16 protein-coding genes are annotated in these 16,771 nt (G+C 64.6%); 9 read left to right on the forward strand and 7 right to left on the reverse strand.

All coding sequences use genetic code 11. From position 1 onward, the window contains the following. The first annotated feature begins 155 nt into the window (after positions 1-155). The 6 genes from LCF60_RS20790 to LCF60_RS20815 all read left to right on the forward strand — a co-directional run bounded on the left by LCF60_RS20790 (position 156) and on the right by LCF60_RS20815 (position 6,877). Positions 156-842: an adenylate kinase gene (locus LCF60_RS20790; protein ID WP_292294454.1), complete on the forward strand. Its 687-nt coding sequence runs from the start codon at positions 156-158 to the stop codon at positions 840-842. 93 nt (positions 843-935) lie between these two features. Continuing rightward, on the forward strand, positions 936-1,223 hold the full coding sequence (locus LCF60_RS20795; RefSeq protein ID WP_292294455.1) for a DUF4212 domain-containing protein: 288 nt from the start codon (positions 936-938) through the stop codon (positions 1,221-1,223). Between the two features lie 3 nt (positions 1,224-1,226). Further along, entirely contained in the window at positions 1,227-3,005 is a 1,779-nt protein-coding gene (locus tag LCF60_RS20800) for a sodium:solute symporter family protein (RefSeq protein ID WP_292294456.1), read from the forward strand. A 99-nt stretch (positions 3,006-3,104) separates the two neighbouring features. Further along, a complete protein-coding gene (locus LCF60_RS20805; protein ID WP_292294457.1) occupies positions 3,105-4,928 on the forward strand; it encodes a DUF294 nucleotidyltransferase-like domain-containing protein in 1,824 nt (607 codons plus the stop codon). A gap of 25 nt (positions 4,929-4,953) precedes the next feature. Beyond that, complete coding sequence (locus LCF60_RS20810; protein ID WP_292294458.1) at positions 4,954-5,454, forward strand: hypothetical protein; 501 nt, start codon at positions 4,954-4,956, stop codon at positions 5,452-5,454. A gap of 4 nt (positions 5,455-5,458) precedes the next feature. After that, a complete protein-coding gene (locus LCF60_RS20815) occupies positions 5,459-6,877 on the forward strand; it encodes a 3'-5' exonuclease (RefSeq protein ID WP_292294469.1) in 1,419 nt (472 codons plus the stop codon). On the opposite strand, the gene LCF60_RS20820 is transcribed toward LCF60_RS20815, so the two are convergent. The 3 genes from LCF60_RS20820 to LCF60_RS20830 form a co-directional block, all read right to left on the reverse strand. Continuing rightward, positions 6,870-8,360: a tripartite tricarboxylate transporter permease gene (locus tag LCF60_RS20820; RefSeq protein ID WP_292294459.1), complete on the reverse strand. Its 1,491-nt coding sequence runs from the start codon at positions 8,358-8,360 to the stop codon at positions 6,870-6,872. The genes LCF60_RS20815 and LCF60_RS20820 overlap by 8 nt on opposite strands. Further along, the gene (locus LCF60_RS20825; RefSeq protein ID WP_292294460.1) at positions 8,357-8,854 is read right to left on the reverse strand and encodes a tripartite tricarboxylate transporter TctB family protein; all 498 of its coding nucleotides are present in this window, start codon (positions 8,852-8,854) and stop codon (positions 8,357-8,359) included. Before LCF60_RS20825 ends, LCF60_RS20820 begins: the two co-directional genes overlap by 4 nt. Positions 8,855-8,935: 81 nt before the next feature. Beyond that, positions 8,936-9,913 (reverse strand): tripartite tricarboxylate transporter substrate binding protein, encoded by a 978-nt coding sequence (locus LCF60_RS20830; RefSeq protein WP_292294461.1) that lies wholly within the window; start codon positions 9,911-9,913, stop codon positions 8,936-8,938. A gap of 126 nt (positions 9,914-10,039) precedes the next feature. On the opposite strand from LCF60_RS20830, the gene LCF60_RS20835 reads away from it, so the two are divergent. Genes LCF60_RS20835 through LCF60_RS20845 form a run of 3 tightly spaced genes read left to right on the forward strand, consistent with a single transcriptional unit; the run spans position 10,040 to position 12,338 of the window. Beyond that, positions 10,040-10,951, forward strand: coding sequence for a LysR family transcriptional regulator (locus tag LCF60_RS20835; protein ID WP_292294462.1), 912 nt, complete (start codon positions 10,040-10,042; stop codon positions 10,949-10,951). Beyond that, entirely contained in the window at positions 10,948-11,691 is a 744-nt protein-coding gene (locus LCF60_RS20840; RefSeq protein WP_292294463.1) for a sulfite exporter TauE/SafE family protein, read from the forward strand. The genes LCF60_RS20835 and LCF60_RS20840 overlap by 4 nt, the downstream gene beginning before the upstream one ends. A 29-nt stretch (positions 11,692-11,720) precedes the next feature. After that, positions 11,721-12,338 carry a glutathione S-transferase family protein gene (locus tag LCF60_RS20845; RefSeq protein ID WP_292294464.1) on the forward strand — a complete coding sequence of 206 codons (618 nt, stop codon included), beginning with the start codon at positions 11,721-11,723 and terminating at the stop codon, positions 12,336-12,338. A gap of 4 nt (positions 12,339-12,342) precedes the next feature. Here the strand turns inward: LCF60_RS20845 and LCF60_RS20850 are convergent, their stop codons facing one another. The 4 genes from LCF60_RS20850 to LCF60_RS20865 all read right to left on the reverse strand — a co-directional run bounded on the left by LCF60_RS20850 (position 12,343) and on the right by LCF60_RS20865 (position 16,748). Then, a complete protein-coding gene (locus LCF60_RS20850; RefSeq protein ID WP_292294465.1) occupies positions 12,343-13,911 on the reverse strand; it encodes a thiamine pyrophosphate-binding protein in 1,569 nt (522 codons plus the stop codon). Next, a complete protein-coding gene (locus tag LCF60_RS20855; protein WP_292294466.1) occupies positions 13,908-15,014 on the reverse strand; it encodes a sulfite oxidase in 1,107 nt (368 codons plus the stop codon). Before LCF60_RS20855 ends, LCF60_RS20850 begins: the two co-directional genes overlap by 4 nt. Then, on the reverse strand, positions 15,011-15,676 hold the full coding sequence (locus LCF60_RS20860; protein WP_292294467.1) for a fumarate hydratase C-terminal domain-containing protein: 666 nt from the start codon (positions 15,674-15,676) through the stop codon (positions 15,011-15,013). The genes LCF60_RS20855 and LCF60_RS20860 overlap by 4 nt, the downstream gene beginning before the upstream one ends. A 115-nt stretch (positions 15,677-15,791) precedes the next feature. Then, a complete protein-coding gene (locus tag LCF60_RS20865) occupies positions 15,792-16,748 on the reverse strand; it encodes a fumarate hydratase (protein WP_363318449.1) in 957 nt (318 codons plus the stop codon). Positions 16,749-16,771: the final 23 nt, after the last annotated feature.

Genomic DNA, 16,771 nt, shown 5'->3' on the forward strand with positions numbered 1-16,771 from the left:
GGCCTGCCCAAGACCCGCTCGGGCAAGATCATGCGCCGCATCCTGCGCAAGATCGCCGAAAACGACTTCGGCGCATTGGGCGACACCTCGACCCTCGCCGACCCGTCCGTCGTCGATGACCTCATCGAAAACCGGATGAACAAGGCGTGATGGTCATGGATGGAAGCACCACACCCACAACCGCCCCGGTTCTGATCCTGCTGGGCCCTCCGGGGGCCGGCAAGGGCACGCAGGCCCGGATGCTGGAAGAGCAGTTCGGGTTGGTCCAGCTGAGCACCGGCGACCTGCTGCGCGCCGCCGTGGCCGAAGGCACCGATGCCGGAAAACGGGCGAAGGCGGTCATGGATGCAGGCCAACTGGTGAGCGACGACATCGTCATCGCCATCCTGCGCGACCGGCTGGCGGATGCCGACTGTGCCAAAGGCGTGATCCTTGACGGGTTCCCGCGCACCACCGTGCAGGCCGAGGCGCTGGACATTCTGCTGGCCGAATGCGGGCAAAAGATCGACGCCGCGATCAGCCTCGATGTCGACGATGCTGCGATGGTGGACCGGATTTCCGGGCGTTTCACCTGCGGAACCTGCGGCGAGGGCTATCATGACACGTTCAAGGCACCTGCGGTCGAAGGCCGATGCGACAAGTGCCAGGGGACCGATTTCAAACGCCGCGCCGATGACAATGCCGAAACCGTCGCAGCCCGGCTTGATGCATATCATGCACAAACCGCGCCATTGATCGCATTCTACGACGCTCAGGGCGCGCTTGCCCGGGTCGATGCGATGGGCGCGATCGACGATATCGCCAGACAGCTTGGTGCGATTGTCACAAGGGCCACCGCCTGAGCGGTCGCCAACCGCGGCCCTTGCGCCGCGCCACATGGGATACGTTTCCCCGCACATGCGGGGCACGTCAACGGAGGAAGAGGAGGACCCGCTATGGCGGACCAAACAACTCAATCAGCGCAGGCTGCCGGAAAGTCCGACGCGGGCTACTGGGCCGCCAATGTGCGTATCATTCTCATCAGCCTGGTGATCTGGGCCATCTGTTCGTTCGGGTTCGGCATCCTGCTGCGCCCGATGCTGTCGGGTATCAGTGTCGGCGGGACCGACCTGGGGTTCTGGTTTGCCCAGCAGGGGTCGATCCTCGTCTTTCTGGCGCTGATCTTTTTCTACGCCTGGCGGATGAACAAGCTCGACCGTGAATACGGCGTCGAGGAGGAATAAGTCATGGATCAGTTTACCATCAACCTGCTGTTCGTGGGCGCGTCTTTCGCGCTTTACATCGGCATCGCGATCTGGGCCCGCGCGGGCTCCACGTCGGAATTCTACGCCGCCGGTCGCGGCATTCACCCGGTCACCAACGGCATGGCGACCGCCGCCGACTGGATGTCGGCCGCGTCCTTCATCTCGATGGCCGGTCTGATCGCCTTCACCGGCTATGACAACTCGACCTACCTGATGGGCTGGACGGGCGGTTACGTGCTTCTGGCACTGCTGCTGGCGCCTTACCTGCGCAAGTTCGGCAAATATACCGTCTCCGAGTTCATCGGCGACCGGTTCTACAGCCCGACCGCGCGCATGGTGGCGGTGATCTCGCTGCTGGTGGCCTCGCTCACCTACGTGATCGGTCAGATGACCGGCGTCGGCGTCGCCTTTGGCCGCTTCCTCGAGGTCAGCAACACGGCCGGTCTTCTGATCGGTGCCTGTGTGGTCTTCGCCTACGCGGTGTTCGGCGGCATGAAGGGTGTGACCTATACGCAGGTCGCGCAATATGTCGTGCTGATCATGGCCTACACGATCCCGGCCGTGTTCATCTCGTTGCAGCTGACGGGCAATCCGATCCCGGGGCTGGGCCTGTTCGGCAATGTCGAATCCGGTGAGCCGCTGTTGCAGAAGCTGGACCAGATCGTGGCCGAGCTTGGGTTCCGCGAATATACCGCGCATCACGGTGACACGTTCAACATGGTGCTTTTCACCCTGTCGCTGATGATCGGTACCGCCGGTCTGCCGCACGTGATCATGCGCTTCTTCACCGTGCCGCGCGTGGCTGACGCCCGTTGGTCCGCGGGCTGGGCGCTGGTGTTCATTGCCCTGCTGTACCTCACGGCCCCGGCTGTTGGCGCGATGGCGCGTCTGAACATCACCGAGCAGTTCTGGCCCAACGGCACGAGCGGCGAAGCGGTGTCGGTCGAGACGATCGCAACCGATCCGGCCTATGACTGGATGGCGACATGGCAGCAGACCGGCCTTCTGGGCTGGGAAGACAAGAACAACGATGGCCGCATCCAGTACTACAACGACGCAAGCCCCGCGATGCAGGAGCGTGCGGAGGCCGAAGGCTGGGAAGGCAACGAGCTGACCAACTTCAACCGGGACATCCTCGTTCTGGCCAACCCCGAGATCGCAAACCTGCCGTCCTGGGTGATCGGCCTGGTCGCGGCGGGTGGCCTTGCGGCGGCCCTGTCGACGGCGGCGGGTCTCTTGCTGGCGATCTCGTCGGCGGTCAGCCACGACCTCATCAAGGGTCAGCTGAACCCGGCGATCAGCGAAAAGGGCGAGCTTCTGTCGGCGCGGATCGCAATGGCTGTGGCGATCGCGGTGGCGACCTATCTGGGCCTCAATCCTCCGGGCTTTGCGGCGCAAACCGTGGCCCTGGCCTTTGGTCTTGCGGCGGCGTCGATCTTCCCGGCACTGATGATGGGCATCTTCACCAAGGTGAACAACAAGGGTGCGGTTGCCGGCATGCTGGCGGGTCTGATCGTCACGCTGGTCTACATCTTCCTGCACAAGGGCTGGTTCTTCATCCCTGACACCAACAGCTTTACCGATGCCGACCCGCTTCTGGGAACGGTTCAGTCGACAAGCTTTGGCGCGGTGGGTGCGCTGATCAACTTCGCGGTGGCCTTCACCGTGTCCAAGATGACCGCCGCAATCCCGCAAGAGATCGAAGAGCTGGTCGAAAGCGTCCGCGTCCCGCGTGGCGCAGGCGTGGCCCAGGACCACTAAGCCAACAGGAGGCGCCGCTTCGGTGGCGCATCCCTGACAACGCGGTCCCGCGCCGGTATACCGGGGCGGGACTTTTTCTTCCGACAAAGGGATCTCTTGATGACGCGTGCTTCCCCTGACCTCGTGCAGTTCCTGTCCGCCATTCATCCCTACGATTCGATGGACCCCGACACCCTGTCCGGGCTGATCGACACGATGGAGATGCGCCACGTCCCGGCGGGCGAAGAAATCTACGCGTTGCACTCGGCGCTGGATGGCCTTTTCGTGGTCTATAGCGGCGATGTCGAGATCCGCGATGAACATGACGTTCCGATTTCGCTTCTCGGCCCGCGCAACTCGTTCGGGGAACGCGGTCTGCTGCGCGACGGAACCAGCCTGACCTCGGCGCGGGCGGTGACGGATACAGCGGTCCTGATGCTGCCTGCCGCACGGTTCCACCGGGCGATGAACGAAGACGTGGCCTTTCGGCGGTTTTTCGACCGCAGCCGGTCCGAGCGCCCGAACAAGGCCAACCTGGCCACCACGCGGGTCGAGGCGCTGATGGCGACGTCGCCGCTGACATGTGCGCCGGACACGGATGTCCGGACCGCCGCGCGACTGATGCGGGACGCGCATGTGTCGTCGATCTGCGTGACGGAAGGCGAGACGCTCCGGGGGATCGCGACGATCCGCGACCTGTCGGGCAAGGTGGTGGGCGACGGTCTGGCCTTCGACACCCCGATCGGCGTGATCATGACCCCCGATCCGGTCACCCTGCCGCCGTCGGCCATCGGGTCGGACGTGCTGCACATGATGATGGAGCGGCGGATCGGGCATGTTCCGGTGTGCCGCGCCGACAAGCTGGTGGGCATCGTCACCCAGACCGACCTGACCCGGTTCCAGGCGGTCAGCTCGGCTGAACTTGTGTCCGAGATCGCCCATTCCGACAGCGCCGAGGAGATGGCGCAGGTCACGCGACGCATCCCGCAACTGCTCGCCCAGCTTGTGGCGGGCGGCAACCGCCACGAGGTGATCACCCGGTTGATCACCGATATCGCCGACACCGCGACGCGCCGCCTGCTGGCGCTGGCCGAGGCCGAACTGGGCGCGCCGCCGGTGCCCTATCTCTGGCTCGCATGCGGCAGCCAGGGCCGGCAGGAACAGACGGGCGTCAGCGACCAGGACAATTGCCTGTTTCTGGATGACAGCGTGACCGGGTCCGACATGCCCTATTTCGAGGCGCTGGCCCGGTTCGTCTGTGACGGGCTGAATACCTGCGGTTATGTCCATTGTCCCGGCGACATGATGGCGACGAACCCGCGCTGGCGACAGCCGGTGCGGATCTGGCGCGATTATTTCGCAGGCTGGATCAAGGCTCCGTCCCCCGAGGCACAGATGCTGGCCAGCGTCATGTTCGACCTGCGCCCCATCGGTGGGGCCAAGGGGCTGTTCGAGGATTTGCAGGTCGAGACCCTGCGCAAGGCCGCCAGGAATTCGATTTTCGTCGCGCATATGGTCTCGAACTCGCTCAAGCACACGCCGCCCCTGGGCCTCTTGCGCGGCTTTGCGACGATCCGGTCGGGCGAGCACAAGAACATGATCGACCTCAAGCATAACGGCGTCGTTCCGGTCGTGGACCTGGCCCGCATCTATGCGTTGCAGGGCAAGCTGTCGGTGGTGAACACGGCGGCGCGGCTCGAGGCTGCGGTCGCGGCAGGCGTGCTGAGCGCGTCGGGCGGACGCGATCTGCGCGACGCCTATGACCTGATCGCGGAAACGCGGCTGGAACATCAGGCGGCACAAGTCCGCGCGGGCGTCATGCCCGACAACTTCCTGAGCCCGACCGATCTTTCGGATTTTGAACGAAGTCATCTACGCGATGCTTTCGTGGTGATAAAGTCGATGCAATCATCCGTGGGACACGGGCGCGGCATGTTAAGCTGACACGCATCGTTGGGGAGGACGATCTATGTTTCTGGAATTGATCGCGGTGATCGTGGCCGGCATTGCCGGGGCGGGCGTGATGATGCTGATTGCGCGCCTGGCCGGGGGGCGCGTGCCCAAATGGATGATCCCGGTGGCTGCCGGCGCCGCGATGCTGGGCACGACGATCAGCAGCGAATACAGCTGGTTCTCGCGCACCGCCGAGGCGCTGCCCGACGGGGTCGAGGTGGTCCAGACCACGCAAAGCGCGGCGTTCTATCGCCCCTGGACCTATCTCGCGCCCTATACCAACCGCTTCATCGCGCTGGACACCGGGAACCTGCGCGCGAATACCGACGATTCCGCGCTTTACATGGCAGATGTCTATTTCTTCCGCCGCTGGGGCACGGTGCAATCGGTGGAACTGATGGTGAATTGCCGGACGGGCCAGCGCGCCGACCCGGCCTTCGGCGATGGCGGCGCGCCGGTCTGGCGCGACACGACAGCCGATGACCCCATCGTCACTGGCGTCTGCGGCCGGGTGTAGGGCGATGGTGTCGAAACTCAGCTTGCGCCTGCGCATCTTCCTGTTCTTCTGCCTGCTGGGTCTTGGCGGGTTGCTGTCGGTCGGCGTGGCGCTCTGGTTCGGGCACGCGCGCGCGCTTGAGTCGACCGTCGCCAACGGGTTCACCTTTGCGGCCATCCTCGCGGCGTTCCTGATCCTCGGGCTGACCGTCGCGATCTGGCTTCTGTTCGACGAGAACGTCGCGAAACCGATCGAACGGCTCGCCTCCGAGATGCGCACCCGCGCCCATGCCGGGGTGAATGGCGAAATGGACATGAATGCGGCGCGCTACCTGGGCGACCTGGCTCCGGCGGCCTCGGCGGTGGCGCGGCAGCTCAATGACACGGCGCTGACCACGGCGCAGGCCATCGCCACCGAGACCGGCCGCCTGACCGCCGAGAAAGCCCGCCTGACCGCGCTTCTGACCGAGATTCCGGTGGCGACGATCCTTGTCGGCCCGACCGGCCAGATCGTGCTCTACGACGGACAGGCCGGAGAAATCCTCGCGCAACTGGGGGTGCCGAGGCTGAACGCGTCGATGACCGAGTATTTCGACCCCAAGAGCCTTGGCGCGGCGGTCGCGAAGCTGGGCAAGACCGGCAAGGATGTCATCTGCACCGCGAAATCCCATGACGGCACCCAAAGCTTTGACAGCAAGCTGAAACCGATGGAGGGCGGCGGTTATCTCATGGTGATCGACAGCCAGACGCTGGACATTTCGCCGGATGCGTCCCGCCCGCTGGTCTATGATTTCGACCTGCTGGATCAGCGACGCGGCGCCGCCGAGATGGACATCCTCGACCGTCCGCTGCGCGCACTTTGCTTTTCCGTGTTCGACACCGAAACCACGGGCCTCCTGCCGCACAAGGACGACGTGGTGCAACTGGGTGCGGTGCGGGTTCTGAACGGGCGCATCATCGAGGGGGAACGGATCAACCAGCTGGTCGATCCGGGCCGCCCGATCCCGCCGGCATCCACCAAGGTACACAAGGTCACCGACTCGATGGTGCGCGGGCAGCCGGACATCCGCACCGTCGCCAAGCGGTTTCACGACTTTTCCCGCGACGCGGTGATCGTGGCGCATAACGCGCCCTTCGACATGGCGTTCCTGCATCGTCAGGCGAAAGCCACGGGCGTCACCTGGGATCATCCGATCCTCGACACCGTGCTGTTGTCGGCGGTTCTTTTCGGCGCCAGCGAACGGCACACGCTGGATGCGCTGTGCGAGCGGTTGAATGTCGCCATCCCGATGGAGCTGCGCCACACCGCCCTGGGCGATGCGCAGGCCACCGCAGAGGTGCTGGTCAAGATGCTGCCGATGCTCGAGGCGCGGGGCCTTTCGACCTTCGGTCAGGTCATCGAGGAGACGCGCCGGCATGGCCGCCTCCTTGAGGATCTCAACTGAGCGGCACCTTCTTGCGCAGGGTGCTGCGGGTGATCGCGAAGACGGTCAGCAGCGTCAGGGCCCAGAAGAACCAGGTGATCGGCCCCCGGAACAGGATGATCGGATCGCTGCCCGACATCAGCATCGCCTGCCGGAAGTTGTCTTCCAGCAGCGGACCGAGGATGAAGGCGATCAGGAAGGGCGCCGCCGGGATGCGGTTGCGCATCATGATGTAGCCGACCCAGCCCATCGCGAACATGACACCCACGTCGAAGATGTTGTTGTTCACCGCGAACACGCCGTAGATGCACAGCACCAGAACCCCCGGCATCAGGATGCGCTTGGGCACATCCGCCACAAAGCGGAACCCCCGGATCGCCAGCGAGCCGACGAACAGCAGGAACACCGAACTGACGATCAGGCCGATGAAGAGGCCGTAGATGATGTCCACGTTCAGCACGAACATCATCGGACCGGGTTGCAGCCCGTGCACCATGAACGCGCCGATGATGATCGCGGTGATGACGTCCCCGGGCACCCCGAGCGCCAGCAGCGGGATCAGCGTCGCGCCCGCCACGCCGTTGTTGCCGGCTTCCGACGCCGCCACGCCTTCGATCTCGCCCTTGCCGAAATTGGCCTGGTTCTTGGAGGTCCGCCGCGCTTCGGAATAGCTCAGGAACGCGGCCGGAGCCGCACCGATGCCCGGGATGGAGCCGAGGAACACGCCGATCATGCTGCCCCGGATGATGCTCTTGAAGCTTTTGGCATAATCCGCCCAGCTGCACCGCGATTTGCCCAGAGCCCGCGTCTTGCCCAGATGCGCCACCGGGTTCCACGCCATCGCGATGATTTCCGGAATGGCGAACAGTCCGATCAGCACCGCGATGAAGTTCAGCCCACCCATCATGTTCGGACTGCCGAAGGTAAAGCGGTTGGTGCCGTAGACCAGATCGAGCCCCACTGTCGCCAGCAACAGGCCGGCCAGCGCCGACAGCGCCCCGCGCAGCAGGCTTTCGCCCGACACGCCCGCGATGATGGTCAGCGAGAACAGGATCAGAGCAAAGAATTCCGGTGGCCCGAAATTGAGCGCGAAGGAGGCCAGCCACCCGGCAAAGAGGATCAGCGCGAGGTTCGACACCGCGTCGGCGGTGCAGGACGCGTAAAGCGCCATGCCGAGCGCGCGCCCCGCCTCGCCCCGTTCGGCCATCGGGTGCCCGTCGAGGATCGTCGCCGACGACGCCGGAGTACCGGGCGTCTTGATCAGGATCGCCGGGATCGAGCCGCCGAAGATGCCCCCCTTGTAGACCCCGAGCAAAAGCAGGATCGCGTTGATCGGGGTCATCGCAAAGGTGAAGGGCAGCGTCAGCGCCACCGCCATCGTCGCCGACAGGCCGGGTATCGCACCGGCGACCACACCGACCACCAGCCCCACGAAGAGCATGAAAAACGCTTCGATGTTGCCGACCAGCGCAAAGCCCGCGGCGAGAGAATCCATCAGGCTCATGGCAACCTCACAAAATCGCCTTGCGGGATCGCCACGCCGGCGACATGGGCAAAGAACGCATAAAGCAACAGCGGCACGACCACGGCGCAGACCACTGCCGCGATCGGATGGCGCGTGCGGAACATGAATGCGCAGGCCACGAAGACCAGCATCGTCGTCCAGACCATGCCCACACGCGGCAGCGCGAACATCGTCACCAGCATGATCGCCCCGAGACCGGCAAGCCGCAACCAAGGCGTGATGCCGTCGGAATGCACCACGTCTTCATTCTCGAAGGGCACGTCCTCGCCGGGGCGGAACGCCGTGAACAGCAGGCTGAGGCCGATGATCGCCGTCAGCCCGGCCACCACGTAGGGCCAGAACAGCGGCGACAGGATGATGTTGCGCACATTCGACGGGGCGTAGACGTAGTTGGGAATGGCATGGAGGATCAGGAACAGCGCACCAAGAGACACCGCGATCCCGAGGCGCAGATGCAAGGATTTCTGAGTCATGGTCAGGGAGGCTCCGAAGGTGGAAACGCCGAGGCCCATCGGCCCCGGCGCAAAGACAGGTCTGGATGACAGTCCGGAGACTTACCCTTCGACCCGCATGCCCAACTCATCCACCAGCGCACGGAACACCGAGTACTGGTTGTTGATGAAATCGACGGCCTCTTCCGGGCTCATCACGTCGATGACCGACCCCATGGACTGCATCGTCTCGTTGAATTCGGCGTCCTGCGCGGCCGAGTTGATCCACTCGCCCCACTTGGCACTGACATCATCCGGCAAGCCTGCGGGACCGGCGATCCCGGTCCAGCCCACCAGGGCGTTCAGACGCGGCTTGCCCAGGTCATTCGCAGTCGGGGCATCAAAGCCGACGACCGGGGTCTCGGTTGTCACCATCAGCGCCTTGAGCTGATCGTTCGATACGAAATTGGCCAGCGCCGAGGTGTTGGTGCAGATGAAGGTCGCGGTGCCGTTCAGAACCGCCGTTGCCGCTGCCCCGCCACCCTGCTGCGGGATATGCGTCGCTTCGTTCAGCGGGTCTTCGACGCCGAATTCCTTGAGCACCATCGCGCCCGCCAGATGCAGCAGCGATCCGACACCGGACGAGCTGTAGCTCACGCCGCCCTCGGCTACCTTGGCCACAAGGTCATCCATCGAGTCGATGCCGCTGTCCGGGCGCACCGCGCAGGCCACCGGGTTGATCTCGTAGACCGTCACGAAGCGGAAATCGTCCAGCGTATAGGGCAAGGTCGCCTTCATCGCCGGGTTCACGGAATGCGAGCCGACCCGTGCGAAAAGCATGGTATAGCCGTCCGGTTTGGCGTTTTGCACCGCAACCGATCCGGTTGCACCACCGGCGCCGGTGACGTTCGCCATGATCAGCGGCCGGCCCGCGGCGGTGCCCAGAGGTTCGGCAATGGTGCGCGCGGAAATGTCCGTCGCCCCACCGGCACCATAAGGAATGATCATGTTGATCGGACGTTCAGGGTATTCCGCCACTGCGGCTCCAGCCGTCAGACCCACCCCAAGCGCCAGTACGGACCCAAGTGTTCGTAGTCTCATAGTCTCCTCCCAATTTGACATTCTGGCCCTGTTGCGGGCTCTTGACATACGTTAACCTTAAGTAGAGCTTTGACGAAGAAATAAAAAATTACAAGTTCTGTAAGCAGAAGAAACACAAACGCCCGAATGTCCATACGATTGCTCAAAACGCTGGTCGCCGTGGCCGATCACAAGACCTTCAGCGCGGCGGCGGACGCGGTCTTCGTCACCCATGCGGCCGTCAGCCAGCAGATGCGCACGCTCGAGACCGATCTGGGCATTGCCCTGTTCGACCGAAGCCACCGGACCCCCGAATTGACCCCGCTGGGCCGTGCCGTCGTGGCCCGCGCCCGCAAGCTCGTCTTTGACTACGACAATCTCGTGCCCTCGGTCCTTGGCGATGACGGCCTGTCCGGCGAGGTGATGCTGGGTGCGGTGCCGACCACGCTGATCGCCCTCGCCCCGCTGTCGATGTCGATCCTGCGCGCGCAGTTCCCCGATCTGCGCGTGCGGATCACCCCGGCCCTGACCGCAGCCCTCCTGTCGGGCCTGGACCGGGGCAATTACGACGTGGCGCTGGTCACAAAGCCCGTCCTGTTGCCGCCGGGAATGACATTTCTTGAAATCGCGCAGGAACCGCTGCACCTGATCACCAGCCACGACGTCACCGAAAGCGATCCGGTCAAGATACTGGAACGGAACCCGTTTATCCGGTTCAACCGCGACGCGGTGGTGGGCACGATCATCGAGACCTGGTTGCAGGAAAACGGCATCCGCGTCAGCGAAGCGATGGAACTGGAAAATCTCGAGGCGATTTCCAGCATGGTGCACGCCAATCTGGGGGTCTCCATCGTGCCGCGGCCTTGCGCGCGGACACCCTATGCCCTGCCGCTTCGGCGGGTCGGTCTTGGACCGGGAGCACCGTCGCGCGTGCTGGGACTGGCCTATAACAAGGAACACCCCAAGCTGCGCGTGATCGAGGAAATCCACGCCGCGCTCCTGCGCGCCGTGGCGGAAAACGCGCCGCAGCCGGACACGGCGTCCGAGATGACCGCATGACCTGGGTGTCGATTGGCTTCATCGTGCTCGGGGCGCTTGCCGGCGGCTTCATCAACGGGCTGGCGGGCACCGGCACCGCGCTTTTCGCGCTTGGCTTCCTACTGGTGGCGCTCGACCCGATCAGCGCGGTGGCCGTGGTGTCGTTGATGTCGGTGGTCACCGGGCTTCAGGGGCTTTGGGTCGTGCGCGAGGCGCTGACCAGAAACGTCGCCCGGCTGACGCGGTTCATCGTCCCCGGATTGCTGGGAGTGCCCATCGGAATTTCGTTCCTGTCCTTCATAGATGCCGACACACTGAAGCTGATTATCGGTGTTCTTCTATTGGTTTACGGCGGGTTTTTCAGCTTCCGCGCGAACCTGCCAAAATTCGAACGCCGCACCCCGGTCCTTGATTCCGGTATCGGACTTGCCGGCGGCGTCCTGGGTGGCATGGCATCGCTCTCGGGCGCGTTGCCGGTGATCTGGTGCTCGATGCGCCCCTGGCCCAAGGCCGAAACCCGCGCCGTGCTGCAACCGTTCAACGTGAGCGTCCTGTTCACCACGACAGTCATGCTCTGGTGGCGCGGGGCCTATACCTCGTCCACGGTAACGGCGTTCCTGATCGCCCTGCCCGCGTCGCTGATCGCCGCGCAAATCGGCATCGCCGTGTTCCGCAGGATCTCGGACAATACCTTCCGCCGCCTGCTGATCGGCTTGTCCCTGCTGCTTGGTCTGGGCATCCTGATCCGCGCGCTCGTCTAGCCCCCCCCACGCCCACCAGAGGAATCTCCATGTTGACACTTTACTATTCCAAAGGCACCTCCGCCATCGCACCGCATATCCTTCTGGAAGAGGTTGGCGCGGACTACGCGGTGCACGAGGTCCCGATCGCGAAAGGCGCGCATCAGGAGCCCGCCTATCTCGAGATCAACCCGAAAGCCCGCGTCCCGGCGCTGATGACGCCCAACGGGGTGATCACCGAGAACCCGGCCATCCTGACCTATATCGCGGCAACCCATCCGCAGGCGCATCTGCTGCCCGACACGCCCTTCGAACGGGCGCAGGCGGATGCACTCAACGCGTATATCTGCGCAACGATGCACGTCGCCTTCGCCCATCTGCAGCGCGGTGCGCGGTGGGCTGACGGTGAACAGGCGCACGCGGCAATGAAGGCCAAGGTGGCGGACAATATCGCGGATTGTGCGTCGGTGATCGAGGCTCACCACCTCAAGGGGCCGTGGGCGATGGGGGATCACTACACGATCTGCGACGCCTACCTGACGCTGCCGCCGCGGTGGATGGCCAAGGTCGGTGTCGACCTGGCCGCGTATCCAAAGCTCAAGGCGCATCACGAGGCGATGCTGCACCGCCCGGCGACGCTTGCCGTGATGGCGATCCACGGGCTTTAGCGGATCACGTCACCACGGGCGCGGGCTGGCCGTCGATTCTCACGTCAAGACAGGCCGGCCTGCCCGACGCGATGGCCGCCCTGAGCGCGCCCGGCAATTCTGCCAGATCGGTGACCAGCGCGCCGAACCCGCCAAGCGCGATCATCGCCTCGTCATAGCGCGCGGCGCTGAGGCCGCATCCGTGCAACCGGTCGCTGCCGAAATCGCGCAGCTGGATCTGATGTTCGGCGTTCCAGCGCTGATCGTTGCCGATGATCGCGACAAAAGGCAGGTCCTCGCGCACCGCCGTTTCGAACTCCGACAGGTGAAAGCCCGCCGTCCCGTCGCCCATGAGCGCAAAGACCGTCGCCTTGGGATCGGCCGCTCGGGCGCCCATCGCATAGCACAGCCCACCGCCGATGGCGCCCGAGACGCCGTTGATGATCCGGCGCGGCGCGGTCACACCCGCCTGCGCCCATTGACCGAATTCGCCCCCGTCGCAGACCAGGACAGGCGCCTCCACGGCTTCAAGTACTTTCTGAACAGCGGCGCACAAATCACTTGAACTGATATGTTTTTCAGATTTCGATCCCATCGTCCGTCGCGCACAGGCGGCCTGCACCCGGAGCCGCCATTCGGCATCGCGCGGCGGCAGCGACGATGCGGCAAGCGCCCGTGCCACGTCCACCGGATCGGCCTCGATGGTCAGGGTCAACCGCTCGGCGCAATTGTTCCGCGCGCGGGACAATTCGTCGGGATCGGCATGGATCACAGCCCAGCCCGCCCTCGGGGCCGCCGCGCCGAATTGCAACGTGAAATCCAGCGGCTTGCCGAGGAGCAGCACACGGTCTGCCTCTGCAAACACCCCGCCCAGTGCCCCGAGCGACGGATCGTTGAGCCCGCGCGGGCTTTCCATGGCCACGACGGGCGCCCCGGTCGCCGCTTCCAGCCGCGCGTTCAGCCCCGGCTGTCGCGTCGCATTCAGCGCAGGCCCCAGGACGATCACCGGACGCCTGGCGGCATCCAGCCAGTCGCGCAGGGCTGCGACATTGATTTCCGGCACGGGGTCTGAGGATGAGGATCGGACCATCTCTGCCTCGGCCATCAGGACATCCGCCGGCAACGAGACATGCACCGGACCGGGACGGCCCTGCCGCGCGACACGCGCCGCATTGGCAATGGTCTCGGCCAGGTCGCCGGCCCTGTTCACGCGCACCGACCATTTGGTCAGCGATCGGGTCAGCGCCACCTGGTCCATTTCCTGGAACGCGCCCTGCCCGTCGCGCGCCACCGGGCTGTCGCCGCTCAAGAGCAGCACAGGCGTGTCCGACGCCCGCGCCGTCAGCAGCGGCCCCAGCGCATTGCCAAGCCCGGCTCCGGCGGTCACCAACGCCACGCCAAGCCCACGCGACAGCTGCGCATAGCCTTCGGCCATGTAGACCGTCGCCGCCTCGTGCCGGGTGTGATACAGCCGGATGCCCGCATCGAGGCTCGCGTCGAAAAGTGGCATGATCTGGTTGCCCGAAAGGGCGAAGACGTCCCGCACGCCCTGCGCCGCCAACACCTGCATCACCACATCCGCACCGCGCGTCATGCGTTTGCCTCGGCCACGTGCACGCGGACCCGGTGTACCGAATTGTTCGCAAATCCTGCCATGTCGAACGGCGCCTCCAGAGGTTGTGTGTTGCCATTCGCATCCGTCGCGCGGCAGGCCAGATCATGCATGCCGGGCGTCGCGTCCCAGTCGATGCGCCAGCCGGTCCAGGCATAGGTGTCGGGGCGGCCGGTCAGCCTGGCCGTCTTCCATGTGCCGCCCAGCAAGACCTCGACCCGCGTGATGGGAACCCCACCGCCAGACCATGCACGCCCCTCGAGCGTCACGCGGCCTGCCCGCAACCAGCGCTGCCGCGTGACCCAGTCGGGCACACCCGGCGGCTTCATCAGCGACTTGACCCGGATCGTGGTGATCGGCGTGCCGGGATCGTCTTCGTTCGTCCGCAACCGATAGGTCTGCACCTGCTGGAAGCCCTGATACCGCTCGGTCAACGCCTCGATCGTGGTCAGCCACTTGACCGAGGCCATCCCGTACCAACCGGGCACGATGATCCGCAAAGGCGCGCCGTGCTGCGGCAACAAGGGCTGGCCGTTCATGCCCCAGACGAGCATCACGTCGAGCTCTGCGATCTGCCGGGGGGTCAGGCTGCGGCCGAAGACATGCGGCTGCCCCTTGTCGAACCCGAAATCCGCACCGAGGAAGGCGAAATCCTGCACGCCCGCCCGCGGCTTGGCACGCTCCAGCAGCGGCGCAAGTGGCGTGCCGGTCCATTCGGACGTGCCAACCGCCTCGTATATCCACGGCATCGAGAAACATCGCGGGCTGACCCCGGCCCGCCCGTTGCCCGCACATTCCAGCGTCACCGGCCGCGTCACCTGCGGCAGCGCGCGGATCACCTCCATCGTCAGGTCAAACGGCGCGTCGAACGCCCCGTCAAAGCTCAGGACATGATTGTCTTCGTCCAGCAGCGGCACATCGAAATGGTTCAGCAGGTAATGCGTGCCGATCGGGGTGATGTCCAACCCAAGCGTCTCCAGAAGCGCACCGGAGTTGCGGTTGGCCAGCGCCACTTCCTCGCGCGAGAACACGCCTTCCGTCACCGGAGGACGTTTCGCGCCGGGCGCAAAGGGACTGTCGGTCATATCACTTCGTCCGAGCGGTCGTCGCTTTCGCCATAGCGTTTCAGCACGGCGGGCCGAGTGCCTTCGTAGACCCGCTCGATGTTCTGCGCGATCTTGGCGTTTTCGCGTTCGAACAGGCAATCGCCGTTCAGATCCGACGCCACGATGAACGGCCCCATCCTGTTGCACTTGATGACCCACATCGCCTGCGCAAGGCCCAGTTCCTCGTTCCAATGCACGGCTTCGACGTTCTCGACCCCGCGCCCCAGAAGCGCCCCGGTGCCATAGCCGACGGTGGACAGGTAGATGGCGCCATTGGGCACGAAGTAGGATTTGTAATCCCTGGACGTCATGCCCCCCTTGCCGATGATCAGCTTGGCCCCGGTCTTTTCCATCCATTCGGGCAACCACTTGGCAAAGCGGAACGACGCGGTGGCCGTCACCGCCCCCATGTCGAAACTGCCATCGGCGTTGATCCGCGCGGCGGGAGAACAGTGGAAATTGGCGGCACTTTCCGAGGGCAGTTCCATCGGGATATTCGCCTGTTCCTCCAGCGCGCGCATGTAGACACCTTCGCGGGCGGTATACATCAGCCCGTCGAGATAGACGATGTCCCCCAACCGAAGCTCGGCAATCGCCTCGGGGGTCGGCGTGGTCGACAATCGGATTTCGCGCGGTTTCATCAGCCAGATCTCCGTGAAAGCGCCTTCGAAGGCGCTTGTTTCAAGCCGCGTCGACGCGGCTTCGACCGCGATTTCGAAATCGCGGGACCAAGGCTTTTCGAAAAGCCTTGGCGCCTCATTCCGCCGCCTCGTGCATCGGTTCCCATTCCACGGTCTCGCGCCGCTGGTAGGGTGTGAACCAGTCAGGATCGGTGCGATGCTCGACCCGGCCATCGGGGTAAATCCGCGCCACGGCACGGCGCGAGGACAGGCAGAAGGCATGGACCGACATCGGCATGCCGCCGGTGTGGCAGTAGCCCACTTCGATATTGCAATCGACGACCATGTTCTTGCCGACAAACCCCATCGCTCCCATACCGATGGAATTGCCCAGTTCCTTGAACTCGTCCTCCATCTCGGCGATGCGCGGGTCGGAGTTGCGGCTGCCCACCGTGCGCAGGACCGAGGCACGCTTGCCAAGCGTCATGCAGATGTCTTTCGACCCGCCCAGCCCGATGCCGATGATCGCCGGCTGGCAGGCCAGACCGCGCTTGCCGAAGGCCATCAGGCTGTCGAGGTAGAAGCGCTTGATCCCCTGAATGCCATCGCTGGGAAACAGCATCCGGTAATCGGTGCCGAAGAGCCCACCCTTGTGCACCGTGATCAGGTCGATCCAGTCGCCCTCCGGCTCGAACCCGTATTCGATTTCGGGCGCGCCAATGCCGACATTGTTGTTGTGGTCTGTGCGCCATAGCGGATGCACCCGGTTCGGCCGCAGCGGCACGCCGTTGGTGGCCGTTGCCGTGGCCCGGCGCAGCGCGGTTTCGAGCGCGCACATGCCGCCCTGAACCTGCGCGTCATTGCCCAGCTTCACGAACCAGCGCGGCACACCCGTGTCGCCGCACATCGCGCGGCGGTCTTCCTTGGCGGCTTCGTAATTGTCGAGCATCGCCTTGAGCACAAAGGACGACAGATCCCCATCCTCGGTCTCGGCGGCCTTCTGCAGCCCGTCGAGGTAATCCTCTCGGATCTCGATGGCCGCTTTGTCCATCAGGGTTTCGGCGGTTTTCTGGATCAGGTCTATCGGGATCATTACGTACCTCCGAATGTCTTCAG

This window comes from Marivita sp. (assembly GCF_020055635.1).
Taxonomy (GTDB): Bacteria; Pseudomonadota; Alphaproteobacteria; order Rhodobacterales; family Rhodobacteraceae; genus Marivita.